The 16,845-nt window shown below is 69.0% G+C and carries 14 protein-coding genes; 4 read left to right on the top strand and 10 right to left on the bottom strand.

Translation table 11 applies throughout. The annotated features are described in order from the left end of the window. The first annotated feature begins 32 nt into the window (after nt 1-32). Complete coding sequence (locus tag GAS53_RS28630) at nt 33-824, top strand: DedA family protein (protein ID WP_192583328.1); 792 nt, start codon at nt 33-35, stop codon at nt 822-824. Here GAS53_RS28630 and GAS53_RS28625 read toward each other — a convergent pair. The 3 genes from GAS53_RS28625 to GAS53_RS28615 all read right to left on the bottom strand — a co-directional run bounded on the left by GAS53_RS28625 (nt 751) and on the right by GAS53_RS28615 (nt 5,855). Further along, nucleotides 751-1,575 carry an HAD family hydrolase gene (locus GAS53_RS28625; RefSeq protein WP_151480604.1) on the bottom strand — a complete coding sequence of 275 codons (825 nt, stop codon included), beginning with the start codon at nt 1,573-1,575 and terminating at the stop codon, nt 751-753. The two genes, GAS53_RS28630 and GAS53_RS28625, sit on opposite strands and share 74 nt — an antisense overlap. A gap of 92 nt (nt 1,576-1,667) precedes the next feature. Next, nucleotides 1,668-4,664 carry a phosphoribosyltransferase gene (locus GAS53_RS28620; protein WP_225859136.1) on the bottom strand — a complete coding sequence of 999 codons (2,997 nt, stop codon included), beginning with the start codon at nt 4,662-4,664 and terminating at the stop codon, nt 1,668-1,670. 24 nt (nt 4,665-4,688) lie between these two features. Next, nucleotides 4,689-5,855 carry an HpcH/HpaI aldolase/citrate lyase family protein gene (locus tag GAS53_RS28615; RefSeq protein ID WP_151480603.1) on the bottom strand — a complete coding sequence of 389 codons (1,167 nt, stop codon included), beginning with the start codon at nt 5,853-5,855 and terminating at the stop codon, nt 4,689-4,691. Nucleotides 5,856-6,055: 200 nt separating this feature from the next. On the opposite strand from GAS53_RS28615, the gene GAS53_RS28610 reads away from it, so the two are divergent. Beyond that, entirely contained in the window at nt 6,056-6,946 is an 891-nt protein-coding gene (locus tag GAS53_RS28610; RefSeq protein WP_151480602.1) for a TerD family protein, read from the top strand. A 160-nt stretch (nt 6,947-7,106) separates the two neighbouring features. Here the strand turns inward: GAS53_RS28610 and GAS53_RS28605 are convergent, their stop codons facing one another. The 6 genes from GAS53_RS28605 to GAS53_RS28580 form a co-directional block, all read right to left on the bottom strand. Next, nucleotides 7,107-7,847 carry a TerD family protein gene (locus tag GAS53_RS28605; protein ID WP_151480601.1) on the bottom strand — a complete coding sequence of 247 codons (741 nt, stop codon included), beginning with the start codon at nt 7,845-7,847 and terminating at the stop codon, nt 7,107-7,109. Between the two features lie 117 nt (nt 7,848-7,964). Next, a complete protein-coding gene (locus GAS53_RS28600) occupies nt 7,965-9,110 on the bottom strand; it encodes a DUF475 domain-containing protein (protein WP_151480600.1) in 1,146 nt (381 codons plus the stop codon). Nucleotides 9,111-9,391: 281 nt separating this feature from the next. Further along, a complete protein-coding gene (locus tag GAS53_RS28595; RefSeq protein ID WP_151480599.1) occupies nt 9,392-9,967 on the bottom strand; it encodes a TerD family protein in 576 nt (191 codons plus the stop codon). A gap of 148 nt (nt 9,968-10,115) precedes the next feature. Next, nucleotides 10,116-10,691 carry a TerD family protein gene (locus GAS53_RS28590; RefSeq protein ID WP_151480598.1) on the bottom strand — a complete coding sequence of 192 codons (576 nt, stop codon included), beginning with the start codon at nt 10,689-10,691 and terminating at the stop codon, nt 10,116-10,118. 140 nt (nt 10,692-10,831) lie between these two features. Beyond that, nucleotides 10,832-11,290, bottom strand: coding sequence for a peroxiredoxin (locus GAS53_RS28585; protein ID WP_151480597.1), 459 nt, complete (start codon nt 11,288-11,290; stop codon nt 10,832-10,834). Between the two features lie 123 nt (nt 11,291-11,413). Continuing rightward, nucleotides 11,414-11,851 (bottom strand): DUF3052 domain-containing protein, encoded by a 438-nt coding sequence (locus GAS53_RS28580; RefSeq protein ID WP_055519877.1) that lies wholly within the window; start codon nt 11,849-11,851, stop codon nt 11,414-11,416. A 496-nt stretch (nt 11,852-12,347) separates the two neighbouring features. Between GAS53_RS28580 and aceE the strand changes: the two genes are divergently transcribed. Both aceE and GAS53_RS28565 read left to right on the top strand, forming a co-directional pair. Then, nucleotides 12,348-15,095 carry a pyruvate dehydrogenase (acetyl-transferring), homodimeric type gene (gene aceE / locus GAS53_RS28570; RefSeq protein WP_151480596.1) on the top strand — a complete coding sequence of 916 codons (2,748 nt, stop codon included), beginning with the start codon at nt 12,348-12,350 and terminating at the stop codon, nt 15,093-15,095. Between the two features lie 173 nt (nt 15,096-15,268). After that, nucleotides 15,269-16,021: a potassium channel family protein gene (locus tag GAS53_RS28565; protein ID WP_151480595.1), complete on the top strand. Its 753-nt coding sequence runs from the start codon at nt 15,269-15,271 to the stop codon at nt 16,019-16,021. Nucleotides 16,022-16,239: 218 nt separating this feature from the next. On the opposite strand, the gene GAS53_RS28560 is transcribed toward GAS53_RS28565, so the two are convergent. Then, nucleotides 16,240-16,548 (bottom strand): small hydrophobic protein, encoded by a 309-nt coding sequence (locus tag GAS53_RS28560; protein ID WP_151480707.1) that lies wholly within the window; start codon nt 16,546-16,548, stop codon nt 16,240-16,242. Nucleotides 16,549-16,845: the final 297 nt, after the last annotated feature.

Below are 16,845 nucleotides of genomic sequence, written 5' to 3'. Positions count from 1 at the left end.
CTCTTCAGCTTCGATTTTCTAGCGTGAGCTGCATGACAGCCATCGCAGCCGGCGTCGCGGCGGACAGCGGCGCGCCTCAGTGGATCAACAGCCTCATGGACACGCTCGGGGCGCCGGGCGCGGGGATCGCCATCGCCCTGGAGAACCTCTTCCCGCCCCTGCCCAGCGAGGTCATCCTGCCGCTCGCGGGGTTCGCGGCGAGCACCGGGCAGATGAACCTGTTCGCGGCACTGCTGTGGACGACGGCCGGTTCCGTCATAGGTGCGCTCGCGCTGTACGGCGTGGGGGCGCTGCTCGGCCGTGACAGCACGGTGGCGGTCGCGGCCCGGCTGCCGCTGGTGAAGGTCGCGGACATAGAGAGGACGGAGGCGTGGTTCGCCCGGCACGGCACCAAGGCCGTGTTCTTCGGGCGCATGATCCCGATCTTCCGCAGCCTGATATCCGTGCCCGCGGGCGTCGAGCGCATGCGGCTGCCCGTCTTCCTCGGCCTGACCACGCTGGGCAGCGCGATCTGGAACACCGTCTTCGTTCTCGCCGGCTATCTGCTCGGCGAGAACTGGACGGAGGTCAGCGGCTATGTGTCGGCGTACTCGAAGGTGGTACTGGTCGCGGCGGTGCTCGCGGTGCTGCTCTTCGCGGGCATACGGCTGTTCAGGCCGGGACGGGGCGGCCGGCGCCGCGTCCCGGTGGAGAAGGAACGGGACGCACCCGCAGCATCGTCCGCCGGAGCCGCCGGAGCCGCCGGAGCCCCTATCGAGCCTCCCGCAGGAATTCCCGCAGGATCCGCTCGCCCGCGGCGACACCCCGTTCCGGAAGAGAGGTGATACCGGGGGCCGTCCATCCGACGTCGGCCAGTTCGCCGTGGCCGGGACGCCAGCCGCGGTCCGCGGCGAGCAGCAGGTCGGCGTCGAGGAGGGAGTCGCCGGCCGCGAGCGCAAGGGTCGCTCCCGTGCGGCGGGCGACCTCGCGCATGGCGGCGCTCTTGGTGAGCGGCTTCGGTACGGCGTAGATCTTGCGGCCCTGGAGGGAGACGGTCCACCCGCGGTTCTCCGCCCAGACGGCCAGCTCCTTCACCCAGTCCTCGGGGAGCAGTTCGCGCTCGACGACGACGTACGCGAAGAGGTCCTCGGCGACGCGGTGCTTGCGCACCCAGGCCGGGTCGGAGGTGGACTCCATGTACGCGCGCACCTCGTCGAGCGGGGCGCACTCACGGGCGAGCCGCTCGGTCACGCGGGCGTGCCACGCCTCGTCGGAGACACCATCGACGAGGAGGTGGCCGCCGTTGGCGCAGATGGCGTACTTCGGGGCGGGGCCCGGGAGTTGGATGCGCTGGTACTGCTTGCGGGTTCGGGTCGTGGTCGGCACGAAGTCGGCCACGTCGCCGAGTTCGGCGAGCAGTCCGGCCGCGGTCTCGGTCATGTACGACAGCGGCTTGCTCTCGTGGACCTCGACGCTGAGCAGCCGGGGCGCCCGCGCGTCGGGCATGGTCAGCGCGAGCGCGGCGGCGGAGTAGATGAGCGTGCGGTCGAGGTCACTGGCAACGAGCACTTTGGGAGAGGGGATGGGGTTTGTCATCAGACCAGGGTTCGTCGTCAGACCCGGATTCGTCGTCAGGCCAGGGCTCGGCATCGGGTCGGCGGCGTTCGGCATCGGGTCGGCGTTCGTCATCAGACCGTCACCGCCTTGCCGTCGGCGCCGGTCGCTCCGCGCGTGTACTTGGGGTGGATCAACCCGACACAGGTGTACGGGAGTTCGGCCACCTCCTCGACGGGTACGCCGCGCTGTTCGGCGAGCAGGCGTACATGGTCGAGGTCGGCGCCCGCTCCGGCCCGGGCGAGGATCTTCCAGGGGACGCGGCGCAGCAGTACCCGGGTCGCCTCGCCGACGCCGGGCTTGACGAGGTTCACGTCGTGGATCCCGTACTCCTCGCTGATGCGCTCAACTGCCGCCCAGCCCACCCAGGTCGGGGTGCGGTCGGTGGAGAGCAGCTCCTTGACCTGATGGTCCACCGCGTCCTCGACCTCGCCGAAGCGGGCCGAGACGGCGTCCAGGAAGGCCACGGAGACATCCGTGCCGGCGAGCTCGCGGTAGAACTTCGCGCCGTGGTAGTCGTGCTCCCCGACCAGGTCGGCGCGGAGCACCGTACGCGAAATGAGCCCGGAGACCGTCGAGTTGAGGCAGGCGGAGGGGATGAGGAAGTCCTCACGGGTGCCGTACGTGCGCACGCAGGAACCGGGGTCGGCGAGGACCGCTATCTCCGGGTCGAAGCCGGTGATGCCGTCGGAGGTCTCGAACTCCTCGATGGCCTGGGCGAGTTCGCGGGTGATGGCGCCCTTTCCGGTCCAGCCGTCCACGAAGACGACGTCGGCCGGGTCGTGGTGGGCGGCGAGCCAGCGCAGCGCGTTGGCGTCGATGCCGCGGCCACGCACGATGGAGACGGCGTAGTGCGGCAGGTCGAGGCCGTGGCGGTGCTGCGCCCAGCGGCGCATCAGCACACCGACGGGGGTGCCGGCGCGGGCCAGCGATACGAGGACAACGCCGCCGGGGCGCGGCGAGCGTTCCGCCAGCACGGTCTCCGTGACGACGCCGACCGCCTGGGCGATGCGGGTGGCCGAGGCGGCGAGCGCGCTGTGGAAAAGCTCCTGGTACTGGGGGCTCGGCTGGTATTCCACCGGGAGCGACTCCGCGTAATGGGCGCCGCCGCTCTGGATGGCCTCCTCGCGCTCCTCCGTCGGTGCCTCCAGCCGGGTGTCCGAGAGATCCTGCAGCAGCCAGCCGACCTCGTCTGGGGCGTACGAGGAGAAGTCGGGGCCGCGGAGGGGCTCGGGCAGCATGGAGGGCCTTTCGGTGGACGGCCGTGCGGGGACGTACGACGGGACGACGGCGAGCAGCACGCTCGGTGTGTGCGCGGCGAGCCGCGCCAACAGGCCGTCGGGAGCGTGCAGTTCGGGGGTGTCGGCGGCGGAGTCGACCACGGCGACGACGGCGTCGAAACCGGCGCCCGCGACGTTGTAGGCGTAGCGCTCGCCGGGGCCGTCGGCCGGGTTGTCGTGGGCGGGGAAGACGAGCCGGGTGCGGATCGCGTAGCCGGGGTCGTCGACGGCGAGCACCGGGGAGCGGGTGGTCGTGGAGTACCGGACCTCGGCGTCGGTCAGCTTCTCCAGGGCGACACCGAGCCGCAGCGGGGCGTACATCAGCTCCTCGAAGCCGAGCACGAGGACGCGGCGGGCGCCGTCCGGCAGCGCGTCGGCGATCCGCCCGGCCATGGCGGGCAGGGCCTGCTCCAGCCGTCCGCGGTGCTCGGGCGTGAAGCCGTGCCGGCCGCCGTCGGGTATCCCGACGGGCCATTCGAGCTCGACACGCAGGGGCGGCATGCCGGGCGCCGCCGGAACGCTCGGGGCGGCCTTGTGAGCCGCTCGCCCCGGATCGGCCGACCCGGCCGACCCGGACTGCGCGGCGGCGTCGGCACCGGGCTCGGCGAACACCGCCTGACCGACAGAGCCCCCGCCGGACTCGACCGGGGCCGCCGGCTCGGCGGGCCCCGCTCCGGTCCCGGCCGAGGCATCCGCGCGCCCGGCGGACTCGTACCGCGTGACCAGGGCCTGCCCCTTCTCCAGTACCCCTTCGGGGAGCCGTACGGTCCCGCTCGCCGCGGTGACGAGGTCGACGCGGGCGCCGATCTCGCGGGCGAAGTCCTCCAGGCGTCCGAGGTCCGCGGCCGAGCGCATGTCGACCAGGGCGACTATGACGTACCGGCCGCGCGGATAGCGTTCGTGCAGGTCACGGATGGTGTTGAGGACGGTGTTGCCGGTGGAGAACTCGTCGTCGACGAGGACGAGCGGGCCGTCGTCGGCCAGCAGGTCCGGGTTCTCCGGGAGCAGCAGGTGCGAGGTGGCGTGCGAGTGGGACTCCTCGAAGCCGCCCGCCCGCGCGACGCCGTCGACCGGGCGCCGGGTCGAGTGGAGGCAGGGCGCGAGGCCCACGCCGTCCGCGACCGAGTGGCCGAGCCCGGTGGCCGTCTCGGCGTACCCGAGGACGACGGCCCGCCGAGCCTCGTCCTCACCGAGCAGAGCGCGCACGCGGAGCCCGAGCGCGAACCCGTACCCGTACACGACGGCGGGCGACTGCGGTACGTGCTTGCCCAGCACGTTCGACACGAGCAGATGCGCCCGCTTGGGGTTACGCCGGAGCGCCAGCCCCAGCAGCTCCCCAAGCCCTTCGTCCCCGAGGAGCTCGACCCCGAGCCGCTCGGCGACCCAGGATCCGGACCAGACCTCGCCGTCGGCCCCGCCGCGCCCCCCGGACGGGCCTCCGGCGTCGGCCGCGGACCGAGCCCCGGCCTCAGCCCCAGCCCTGGTACCGGGCCGGAATCCCGCCCCGGACCAGACACCGGCCCGGACCCGGACGTCGTTTCCGGCCCCGGACTCGCCCCTGGCCCCGGAGCCAGTGCCCGAGCCGCCCCCGGCCACGGATCCGGCCCCGGAGCCAGTGCCGGAGCCGACGCCGGCCTTGGGCCGGGCGCCCGTCCCCGGGCGGTCTCCGGCCCCAAGCCGGTCTCCCGTCTCCAGGCGGTCTCCGGCCCCAAGGCGGTCTCCGGTCTCCAGGCGGTCTCCGGTTCCGAATCCGGTCCCGGCCTCGGTCCCGTCGTTCACAGCGTTGTCCATGGATTCCTTGTGTCTCAGCGTGTGTCAGCCGGGGATTCCGGCGGCGAGCAGCTCCACGAAGCCGATGTCCTCGTTGGTGACGCCGAAGACCTCGGCGCGCTGGAGGGTGCGCTCGGCCCAGGCGCGGTGCGGCTTCACCTCGTTCATCTTGTTCGTGTACGCGGACCGCAGCACACCCCCGCCGCCCCGCTCGGGCCGCAGGATGTCCTGGGCGTCGCTGAACTCCTCGTGGCTGACGACGGAGAGGGCGTGCACGGGCAGGACGTGCGAGGGGTGGATGCAGGTCTTGCCCTGCAGACCGTTGGCCCGGTCCAGCGAGATCTCGCGCAGCAGCCCGTCCATGTCGTGCTCGATCAACGCGGTGCGCAGGTCCTCGGCCTCCGGTGTGAAGGGGCTCCGGCGCAGCTGCGGCTTGAACATGCGCTCCTGCACCCGAAAGTACTCCCACACGGGTCCGGTCACCGTAAAACCGGTGCCGTCGGCCCGTCCGAGCACGTTCACCACGTCCGCGATCACGGACGCCACGATCTGCACGTCGTACGCCGTCATGTCGGGCGCCCTGCGCAGCCCGTACGCCGAGCAGAAGTCGGTGACGCCGAGCCGCAGCGCGAGCACCCGGTCGCGGTATTTGTCGACTGCCCGGAAGATCCCGGCGAGGGTGTCCGCCCGCGACTCCCGGTACAGCAGGTCGGGCGATTCGAGAACGGGCATGGCGAACAGCCGCCGCCCGCTCGCGGCCTCAGCCGCGGTGAGCGCCTCCAGGAACGGGATTCCCCGCTCCTCGGTGAACTTCGGCAGTACGAATCCGGACAGCAGCCGTACGGAAGAGCCGAGCCGCCGGACGAGGTCGGGGATCTGCTCGGGCGCTCGGACCCGGAAGAACAGCAGTGGAAGCTCGGTCTCCGGGCAGCGTTCGGCCAGATCCTCGAACTGCCGGACCAGGTTCTCCTCGGCCTCGTCGACCTCCGCGTCGTCGATCGAGTCCTCCAGGCACAGCACCATCGAGACGACGCCGCGGCCGGTCTGCTTCACGATGTCGTCGGCCAGCTTCGGTCTGGTCGCGGGGCTGTAGAGGGTGGCTCCGAGAGCCGCGGCGAGCACTCTGGCCGGGGAGTCCGCGGTGAAGACGCACGGCTCCTGATGGAAGAGGCGCTCCCGCACCTCAGGGGCGATGTGCCCGAAATGACGCATGAGTCTCCCCCGGGGCGGCTAGAAGGCCTGACGATATGTGGCCGGTAATAGTACGTAGAGATCCATGTCAAGGGTTCCCACCGGGCATGAAATTCAGGTAACGCAGACAAACACCATTGTGTCGTCCGCCCGCCTGTCAGGCCCGGCGAGAGGACACCCCCGCGTTGTCGTGACCAGGACCGAGAAGGCAGGATGACCGCATGACGCACGCGATGCTGAAGGGGTCGAACGTCCCGCTGGACGCCACTGCGGTGCGCGCCGTGCTGCGCTGGACGCCGGGACGGGGTGTCCCGGACGTGGATGCCTCCGCGCTGCTCCTCGGCCCCGACGGTCGTGTGCGATCCGACGAGGACTTCGTCTTCTACAACCAGCCCCGGCACCCCTCGGGCAAGGTCTGGCGACTCGGCAAGAAGCGCGTCGCCGAGGGTCTCACCGACACGATTCAGTCGGATCTGGCGGGCGTTGACAACGGTGTGGGACGAATTCTCCTTGTCGCTTCCGCCGACGGCGTCACCTTCGACCGGGTCAGCGCCCTGCGGATCCTGCTGTACGACGCCACGCTCGCGGACGGTGAGCCGCTGGCGCACTTCGACATCAAGCCGACGACCGGCAAGGAGACCGCGCTGATCTGCGGCGAGCTGTACCGGCGCGGAGAGGGCTGGAAGTTCCGGGCACTCGGCGAGGGCTACTCGAACGGTCTGGAGGGTCTGGCGTCCGACTTCGGCATCTCGGTGGAAGAGCCCGACCCCGAGGAGGAGCCGGCGTCCGGCGCGCCCCTCGGTTCGCAGCCGCTGCCGCCCGAGCAGCCCACCCAGCTGCCCCAGATGCCCCCACAGCCCGCGCAGCCGTCCTACGGCTATCCCCCGGCCGCCCCGGCCGGAGAGCCCACCCGCCAACAGCCACCCGCCGCCCAGCCGGCGTACGGCTACCCCCAGCCCACCAGCCAGCCTGCCTACGGCTACCCACAAACAGCCCCACCCCAGCCGGCAGCGGCCGCACAGTCGGGTTACGGCTACCCCCAGCCGGTGGGCGCCCTCCCCGACCCCGACTTCAAGCTCCCCCCACAGGGCCCCCAGTTCCTCGGCCGCTAGGGGCGCTAGGGGTGCCCCAAGGCCCCCAAAGGGGCGCGAGGCTGTGACATGTGCGGCTCCGCCGCGTGGGCGCGACCAGCCAGGCACAACCCGCAGCCGCCAACGAACCTGACGAACCGAGCCCTGAGGCACCCCCGCCAAGCCCAGCGGCAGCGCCACGTCAGCGGTCGGCCTTCGCCTTGTACCCGCGCCCCCACTGAAGCCCCCAGCCGTAGAGCCGGTCGAGCTCGGCCTGGAAGCCGTAGACGAACTTCACCTCGCGGCGCACCACGAGTTCGTTCTTCACGTTCTCGATCATGACCACCGCGCAGGACCTGGCCTGCGGATGCCGCTCGTCGAGGCCCACCTCGATCCGGGGGCCGTTGCTCGGGTAGAGGGTCACGATCGCGTGCGTACGGTCGAACGCGGGGGTCTGGTCGTAGATGTAGACGAAGACCAGGAGCCGCTTGATCTCGTCGCGGTGGTCGAGGTTGACGAAGATCGTCTCGCCCGATCCCGAGCCGAAGCGGTCGTCGCCGCTGAGTTTCACGTACGGCGCGGAGTTGAGCTCGCCGAAGAAGCTGCCCAGCGGCTGGACGACGCCCTTGGTGCCGTCCGTGAGCTCGTACATGCAGCCCAGGTCGAGGTCGACGTTGACCATGCTCTGGGTGTGCGCCTGCACCACTTCCGGCTTGAAGGCCTGGAAGGGGTGGCGCAGCAGGCTGCCCCGTTGGGCGCCGCCTATGTCGGAAGTGCGCATCCGCCAGGACAGGTTGATGCGCAGGTTTCCGTTGGCCGCACCCTGTTTGGTGAGTGAGATCGTCTGGTTCCGTTTGGTCAGTTCGATGGAGTTGGACGCCGCGCTGCCCGAGTCGAACGGCGTCGAACGCCCGCCGCGCCACAAGCCTTCCCAGAAGCTCATTCCCGCCCCCACGCTTACCTGTTCACCTTGCCGAAGAACCGGACCAATACGCCGGGGCGGCCGCGAGGACTCCCTCGGCGGCCGCCCCTCACAGAGCGTTCCTCACACGGACCGGTGTCACACCCCGGACGAGACTTCGGCCTTCTCGCCCGAGGACTCAGCTTTTCCCTCGGCCGCCGCGATCGCCCGGTTGCGGCGGACGGAGGACCAGAAGGACCAGGCGATCAGGATGACACCGATGAGGCCGGTGATGATCTCGTTGACCTCGAAACGGATGGTGATGAGCAGGATCGTGGCGAGGGCGCCGATGGCGTAGTGGGCGCCGTGCTCCAGGTAGACGTAGTCGTCGAGAGTGCCCTGGCGGACCAGGTACACGGTGAGCGACCGGACGTACATGGCGCCGATGCCAAGGCCGAGTGCCATCAGGATGATGTCGTTGGTGATGGCGAAGGCACCGATGACACCGTCGAAGGAGAAGGACGCGTCCAGGACCTCGAGGTAGAGGAACATGAAGAAGGCGGCCTTGCCGACGAGTGCCATGCCGGTGACCTTCTTGCCCTCCTGCTTGGCCTCCTCCTCGGCCTCGTGCTCGCGCTCCTCCGCTTCCTCGAGGCGGTTCTCGAAGAAACCGGAGAGCCCGCCGACGACCAGATACGTGATGAGACCGGCGACGCCGGAGAGCAGCACCGTCTCCGCCTTGTCGGCGGACCCGGCGTGCAGGTGCGCCTTCGGGGCAAGGTACAGCGCGGTGATCAGCAGGGTGATCAGCGCGATGCAGGCCGACAGCATCTCGACCTTGCCGAGCTTGGCCAGCGGGCGCTCCAGCCAGTGGAGCCACTTGATGTCACGGTCCTCGAAGATGAAGTCGAGGAAGATCATCAACAGGAAGATACCGCCGAAGGCCGCGATCGACGGGTGGGCGTCCGTGACCAGTTCCTCGTAACGGTTCGCGTCGTTCAGTGCCAGGTCGACCGCCTCGATGGGGCCGAGCGAGGCGCTGATCGCGACGATCAGGACGGGGAAGACCAGCCGCATTCCGAAGACGGCGATCAGGATGCCGATGGTGAGGAAGATTTTCTGCCAGAAGGCGCTCATCTTCTTCAGGATTCCGGCGTTGACCACCGCGTTGTCGAAGGACAGCGAGATCTCGAGGATGGACAGGATCAGCACGATCCCGAACGCGGTCCATCCGCCGATCAGCACCGCTGCGACCAAGCCGAGCGCGGTGACCGCGAACGACCAGCCGAAGGTTTTCAGAACCACTGGCTACCCAATCATGAGTTGAGGGGTTACCCCCGGACGAAGTCCGGAGGGGGTTTCCCCCCGCCGTACCCGGCTTTACGAAACATTGACCACAAAGTCTAGAGGGCCGACCCTCCGGACGAGAGGGCCGGGCCACCTCACCCGGAGAGTCGCAGGTCCAGAGGGTGCGGACGCCGGTGACGCACTTTCAGCCACACCGGAGACCCTGCTTCCGGAACACGGCGGCCGACCCTCCGACATCACCGGAGTCATCACCCGGGGTGCCTCCCGCGGACCCGGTTCTACGAAACGTTGACCCCGAAGTCCAGGGCGATGCCCCGCAGCCCCGACGCGTACCCCTGACCCACCGCCCGGAACTTCCACTCGCCACCGTAGCGGTAGACCTCGCCGAAGATCATCGCTGTTTCCGTGGAGGCGTCCTCGGAGAGGTCGTAGCGGGCGAGCTCCTGGCCGTCGGCCTGGTTGACGACGCGGATGAAGGCGTTGCTGACCTGTCCGAAGGTCTGGCCCCGGTTGTCGGCGTCGTGGATCGAGACCGGGAAGACGATCTTGTCGACGTTGGCGGGCACCTTGGAGAGGTCGATCAGGAGGGACTCGTCGTCGCCCTCGCCCTCACCCGTGAGGTTGTCACCGGTGTGCTCGACCGAGCCGTCCGGGCTCTTGAGCTGGTTGTAGAAGATGAACCACTCGTCGCCGAGCACCCGCCCCGAGTTGCACAGCAGTGCGCTGGCGTCGAGGTCGAAGTCGGCTCCGGTGGTGGAGCGCGCGTCCCAGCCGAGCCCGATCATCACCTGTGTGAGGTTCGGTGCGGCCTTGGAGAGGGAGACATTGCCCCCCTTGGCGAGCGTGACGCCCATGATCCTGGTCCTCCCCGGTCAAGCCATTGGGTTGTCGAGCACGTCCGGCGCCGCACTGGAAGTGTGCGGCGCCGGACGGTAAATGATGAAGCGGCTCGGGGTCGGACGTCGACCCCGACAGTGGATCGGACGTCGATCCCGAAGTGGCTCAGACGTTGACGCCGAAGTCCTGCGCGATGCCGCGCAGGCCCGAGGCGTATCCCTGGCCGATGGCACGGAACTTCCACTCCGCGCCGTGGCGGTACAGCTCGCCGAAGACCATCGCGGTCTCCGTCGAGGCGTCCTCCGACAGGTCGTACCGGGCGATCTCCGCCTCGCCCGCCTGGTTCACGACGCGGATGAACGCGTTGCGCACCTGGCCGAACGACTGCTGGCGGTTCTCGGCGTCGTAGATCGACACCGGGAACACGATCTTGTCGATGTCGGCCGGTACGCCGACGAGGTTGATCTTGATCTGCTCGTCGTCGCCCTCTCCCTCACCGGTGATGTTGTCCCCGGTGTGCTCGACCGAGCCGTCCGGGCTCTTCAGGTTGTTGAAGAACACGAAGTTGGCGTCACTGGTGACCTTGCCGTCCGTGCCCGCCAGGATGGCGCTGGCGTCGAGGTCGAAGTCGGTGCCGGTGGTGGTACGGACGTCCCACCCCAGACCGATGATGACCGCGGTAAGGCCCGGCGCCTCCTTCGAAAGCGATACGTTGCCGCCCTTGCTGAGGCTGACTCCCACGAGTCCTCCCATTGGTGTCCAGGGGCGGGGAGCCCCGTAGTGCGTTGGTATCGGATCAACGTGTCGATCCTAGTGAGGGGTTCCCCACTGCCGCAGGCCCTGGGCGTGAAGAATCCCAGAGTGTCGGGATCACAAGGGGGTCACAGGGTGTCCAGGGCCGCCACGTACTCGTTCAGGTCGCGCGCGTCCGGCAGGGCGTTGACGACGGTCCAGCGGACGACACCCTCCTTGTCGATGACGAAGGTGCCGCGCACCGCGCAGCCCTTGTCCTCGGCGAAGACGCCGTACGCGCGCGAGACCTCGCCGTGCGGCCAGAAGTCGGACAGCAGCGGGTAGTCCAGGCCCTCCTGCTCGGCGAAGACGCGCAGCGTGTGGATGGAGTCGTTGGAGACGGCGAGCAGTTGGGTGTCGCGGTCGGAGAACTTCGGCAGGTTGTCGCGCAGGGCGCACAGCTCGCCCGTGCAGACACCGGTGAAGGCGAAGGGGTAGAAGAGCAGCACCACGTTCTTCGCGCCACGGAAGTCGGAGAGCTTCACGGTGGCGCCGTGGTTGTCCTTGAGCTCGAAGTCCGGGGCCTTGTCGCCGACCTCGATCGCCATGATCCTGCATCCCTTCCGTCGGGCTGTTCGGGTGACGCCCACCCTACGCAGCGCTCCCGCCCGCCCATGGACGAGGCCCCGGCCGACGGATGTCGGCGGGGGCCTCCTGGCCTCGGTTGCGGCTCAGCGCTTCTTGGCTGCCGTCTTCGGCGTCGCCAGCTTCGTGCCGCTCCAGTCCTTCCCCACGCTGATGCCCTTGGTCTGGGACAGACCCGCGGTCGTCACAGCTTCGGCGATGTCGCTGGGCTCCACATAACCGTCTCGGCCGGTCTTCGGCGTCAGCAGCAGGACAGCGCCGCCCTCTTCGACGTACGTGGTGGCGTCCACCAGCGCATCCGTCAGGTCGCCGTCGTCGTCTCGGAACCAGAGCACCACGGCGTCGGCGACGTCGTCGTACTCCTCGTCCATGAGCTCGCTGCCGATTACTTCTTCAATGGCCGAGCGGAGCTCCTGGTCGACGTCGTCGTCGAAGCCGATCTCCTGGACCACCTGCTCGGGCTGGAATCCCAGCCTGGCGGCCAGGCTCGTCCGCTCCTCCGCGTGGTCCGCGGTCGCGCTCACGGGTTGCCTCCTGATCATGTTCGGTAATGGGGTCTCCCCCTGCTCGGGCGAAGCCTGGAGCTTGGGGAAGTTCAAGCCACGCGCGTGCGCGAAGCATTGGCCGTAGTCCACACGGGCGGGACGGATCGCGCAAGTACCCGGCCGTCGAGACCGCCGAAACGGTGACGATCCCGGCCGTGTCGCCGCAACTCCAGGCAGCGGATCCCAGCCATAGGTGACGCACACCACACCGATCTGCCCGGTTTGTGAAGTTCCGAACCCTACGAGGGTACGGGACTCGAAAGGCTTTGCGGTACGCGTCACGGGTCGGGCGTATCGTTGCGATTTGCCGGGCCCGCCCTTGGGGGAACGGGACGAACGTCTCGGTTACCTCTCGGTAGAGATGACGTTTCCGGTCCCGAGGTACACGATGGGGAACGGCGCAGAGACCCAGGTAACCAGAGAGAACCCCGAGAAAAAACCGAGAAAAAGCGGCCCCTGAGAGCGAAGGAACAGCGTGGCTTCCGGACCCGATCGCAACCCGATCATCATTGGCGGCCTTCCGAGTCAGGTCCCTGACTTCGATCCCGAAGAGACCCAGGAGTGGCTCGACTCCCTCGACGCCGCCGTGGACCAGCGCGGCCGGGAGCGGGCCCGCTATCTCATGCTGCGGCTGATCGAGCGGGCCCGCGAGAAGCGCGTGGCCGTGCCCGAGATGCGCAGCACGGACTACGTCAACACCATCGCCACCAAGGACGAGCCGTTCTTCCCCGGCAACGAGGAGATCGAGCGCAAGATCCTGAACGCGACCCGCTGGAACGCGGCCGTGATGGTGTCCAGGGCCCAGCGCCCCGGTATCGGCGTCGGCGGCCACATCGCCACCTTCGCCTCCTCCGCCTCGCTCTACGACGTGGGCTTCAACCACTTCTTCCGCGGCAAGGACGAGGGCGACGGCGGCGACCAGATCTTCTTCCAGGGGCACGCGTCCCCCGGTATCTACGCCCGCGCGTTCATGCTGGACCGGCTGAGCGAGCAGCAGCTCGACGCCTTCCGGCAGGAGAAGTCCAAGGCGCCCAACGGCCTGTCGTCGTACCCGCACCCGCGGTCGATGCCGGACTTCTGGGAGTTCCCGACCGTCTCCATGGGTCTCGGCCCGCTCGGCGCGATCTTCCAGGCCCGCATGAACCGCTACATGGAGGCGCGCGGCATCGCGGACACCTCCAAGTCCCACGTATGGGCGTTTCTCGGCGACGGCGAGATGGACGAGCCGGAGTCGCTCGGCCAGCTGTCGATCGCCGCGCGCGAGGGCCTGGACAACCTCACCTTCGTCGTCAACTGCAACCTCCAGCGCCTCGACGGCCCGGTGCGCGGCAACGGCAAGATCATCCAGGAGCTGGAGTCGCAGTTCCGCGGCGCCGGCTGGAACGTCATCAAGCTGGTCTGGGACCGCACCTGGGACCCGCTGCTCGCGCAGGACCGCGACGGTGTGCTCGTCAACAGGCTGAACACCACGCCCGACGGCCAGTTCCAGACGTACGCCACCGAGACAGGCGCGTACATCCGCCAGCACTTCTTCGGTGACGACCACCGGCTGCGGGCCATGGTCGAGAACATGACCGACGACCAGATCCTGCACCTCGGGCGCGGCGGTCACGACCACAAGAAGGTCTACGCGGCGTACGCGGCGGCCAAGGCGCACACCGGCCAGCCGACCGTGATCCTCGCCCAGACCGTCAAGGGCTGGACCCTCGGCCCGAACTTCGAGGGCCGCAATGCGACCCACCAGATGAAAAAGCTGACGGTCGCCGACCTCAAGGGCTTCCGCGACCGGCTGCACCTGCCGATCTCCGACAAGGAGCTGGAGTCCGGCGCCCCGCCGTACTACCACCCGGGCCGGAACTCGGAGGAGCTCCAGTACATGCACGACCGCCGCAAGGGGCTCGGCGGGTACGTCCCGACGCGTGTCGTGCGGTCGAAGCCGCTCGCGCTGCCCGAGGACAAGACGTACGCGAGTGTGAAGAAGGGCTCGGGTCAGCAGTCGATCGCCACGACCATGGCGTTCGTGCGGCTGCTCAAGGACCTCATGCGGGACAAGGAGATCGGCAAGCGGTTCGTACTGATCGCGCCCGACGAGTACCGCACGTTCGGCATGGACTCGTTCTTCCCGAGCGCGAAGATCTACAACCCGCTCGGGCAGCAGTACGAGGCCGTCGACCGGGAGCTGCTCCTCGCGTACAAGGAGTCGCCCACCGGGCAGATGCTGCACGACGGCATCTCCGAGGCGGGCTGTACGGCCTCGCTGATCGCGGCCGGTTCCGCGTACGCGACGCACGGCGAGCCGCTCATCCCGGTGTACGTCTTCTACTCGATGTTCGGATTCCAGCGCACCGGCGACCAGTTCTGGCAGATGGCCGACCAGCTGGCGCGCGGCTTCGTACTGGGCGCGACCGCGGGACGTACGACTCTGACCGGGGAGGGTCTTCAGCACGCGGACGGCCACTCGCAGCTGCTCGCCTCCACGAACCCGGGCTGTGTCGCGTACGACCCGGCCTACGGCTTCGAGATCGCGCACATCGTGAAGGACGGGCTGCGGCGGATGTACGGCTCGTCCGACGAGCATCCGCACGGTGAGGACGTCTTCTACTACCTCACGGTCTACAACGAGCCGATCCAGCACCCCGCCGAGCCGGCGGACGTGGATGTCGACGGCATCCTGAAGGGCATCCACCGCTTCTCGGAAGGGACTTCGGGATCGATCCCGGCGCAGATCATGGCGTCCGGTGTCGCGGTGCCGTGGGCCGTCGAGGCGCAGAAGATCCTCGCCGAGGAGTGGAACGTACGGGCCGACGTCTGGTCGGCGACCTCCTGGAACGAACTGCGGCGCGAGGCCGTCGAGGTGGAGCGGCACAATCTGCTGCACCCCGAGGAGGAGCAGCGGGTTCCTTATGTGACGCGGAAGTTGTCGGGGGTGCAGGGGCCGTTCGTGGCCGTCTCCGACTGGATGCGGTCGGTTCCGGACCAGATTTCGCGGTGGGTTCCGGGGACTTACCAGTCGCTGGGTGCGGACGGGTTCGGCTTCGCCGACACCCGCGGCGCCGCCCGCCGCTTCTTCCACATCGACGCACAGTCGATCGTGGTGGCGGTCCTGACGGAACTCGCCCGCGAGGGCAAGGTCGACCGGTCGGTGCTGAAGCAGGCGATCGACCGGTATCAGTTGCTGGATGTTGCGGCGGCCGACCCCGGTGCGGCGGGCGGGGACGCGTAGACCGTTGTTGTCTGCGGGTTGTGGGGGCTGGTCGCGCCCACGCGGCGGAGCCGCAAATCGACTCAGCCCCGCGCCCCTTGAGGGGCGCTCCTGACGAGGCGTGCTGGCACAGTGCGTGAAGGGGCGGTGGACCGTCGGGCCCACCGCCCCTTCACGTTTTCTACGATGCGTCCATGAATGAGCAATCGGCGCAGGTCCGTTGGGAGCAGGGTACGCAGCGGCTGCTGCTGGGGCTTGCGGTGGTGTTCGCCGTCGCGTACGCCGTGCCGATCGTGTGGCCCACCGCCGGTCGGGAGGTGATCTCCTGGTGCACGGCGGTGGAGTGGGTGGTGTGGGGGGCGTTCGCCCTGGACTATCTCGTACGGCTCGCTCTCGCCGAGCGGCGGTGGGAGTTCGTCCGTACGCACTGGATCGATCTGTGTGCGGTGCTGCTGCCGCTGATCCAGCCGATGCGGCTGCTTCGGCTCGTCTCCACGTTGCTGCTCGTCGGGCAGCGGGCCCGGATCGCCTCGCAGGTACAGCTGACCACGTACGTGGTGGGGGCCGTGGTGGCGCTGATGATGTTCGGCTCGCTCGCCGTGCTGTCCGTCGAGCGGGAGTCGCCCGACGGCAACATCAGGACGATGGGCGACGCGTTGTGGTGGTCGTTCACCACGATGACGACCGTGGGGTACGGGGATCACGCCCCGACCACCGGGCTCGGGCGGGTGATAGCGGTCGGGCTGATGCTCTCCGGGATCGCTCTGCTCGGTGTGGTGACCGCCAATATCGCGGCGTGGTTCATTTCGCGGTTCGAGTCGGAGAACGTGGAGGAGCGGCGGCAGACCGCGGCGATCGAGGCGTTGGCGGAGGAGGTACGGGCTCTGCGGGCGCAGGTGGCCGCGTTGTCCGAGCCGGGCGCTGCCGCGAAGGAGCGGTTGGGGTGAGGGCTGCGGAGGTTGTTTGTCGGGTGCGGGTGGGTGGGGGCTGGTCGCGCAGTTCCTCGCGCCCCTAAAGATTGCGCAGTCCCCCGCGCCCCCAAAAATGCGCCCGGCTCCCCGCGTCCCCACGCGCGCGCAGTTGCCGCGTCCCTAAAAGGTGCGCGGTCCCCCGCGCCCCCAGAAGCGGGGCGCGGGGGACCGTTCCCTCACCTTGCCCCGGGTGGTCAGAACACTCCGTTCCCGGGGGCTGCCGTTCCGGCGATCCACACAATCGCCAGGACGGTGTCGATTGCGCCCAGTACCAGGGCCACGAGTGCCGGTACCGGGCGGGCGCCGTTCCAGCGGCGTCCCATGGCGAGCCAGCCGCAGGCGATCGCCACGGGGCCGAGGATGATCCCCAGCACGAAGAAACCGGCGATCGCGCAGATGACTCCGATGATTCCGAGCGTCGCGCGGTCCGGCCCGCTCCGTGACCACGTTCGGCGACGTGAGCGAGGGTGTTTGCGCGTGGTGTGACCAAAGCCCGCCATCATCAACTCCCTGGACCTCTGAGCCGGCCGGATGCCGGCCGGTTCGGGCTCGGCAGCCGAGTACCCCGGTCCATTCGCTTCAGACCCGTACTTTTTCTTGGGTTCCGCGACGCGCTGCCCCCCTCCGGCAGCGCGCCACGGCCTCACCGAACTGCCCGTTTCGTACGGATCAGTTGAGAGCACACTCTGACCTGCGGCGCGGTCGATATGAAAGTCATACGGGACGGCGTCACCCGGATAGGCGAAAGCCCCGCCGAGTGAACTCGGCGGGGCCGGGCGGGAGATGGCGGTGAGGCGCGG

Source organism: Streptomyces albicerus (assembly GCF_008905045.1).
Lineage (GTDB): Bacteria > Actinomycetota > Actinomycetes > Streptomycetales > Streptomycetaceae > Streptomyces > Streptomyces albicerus.
The sequence above is the reverse complement of the archived record's forward strand: the minus strand, read 5'-3'. Positions and strand labels throughout refer to the sequence as shown.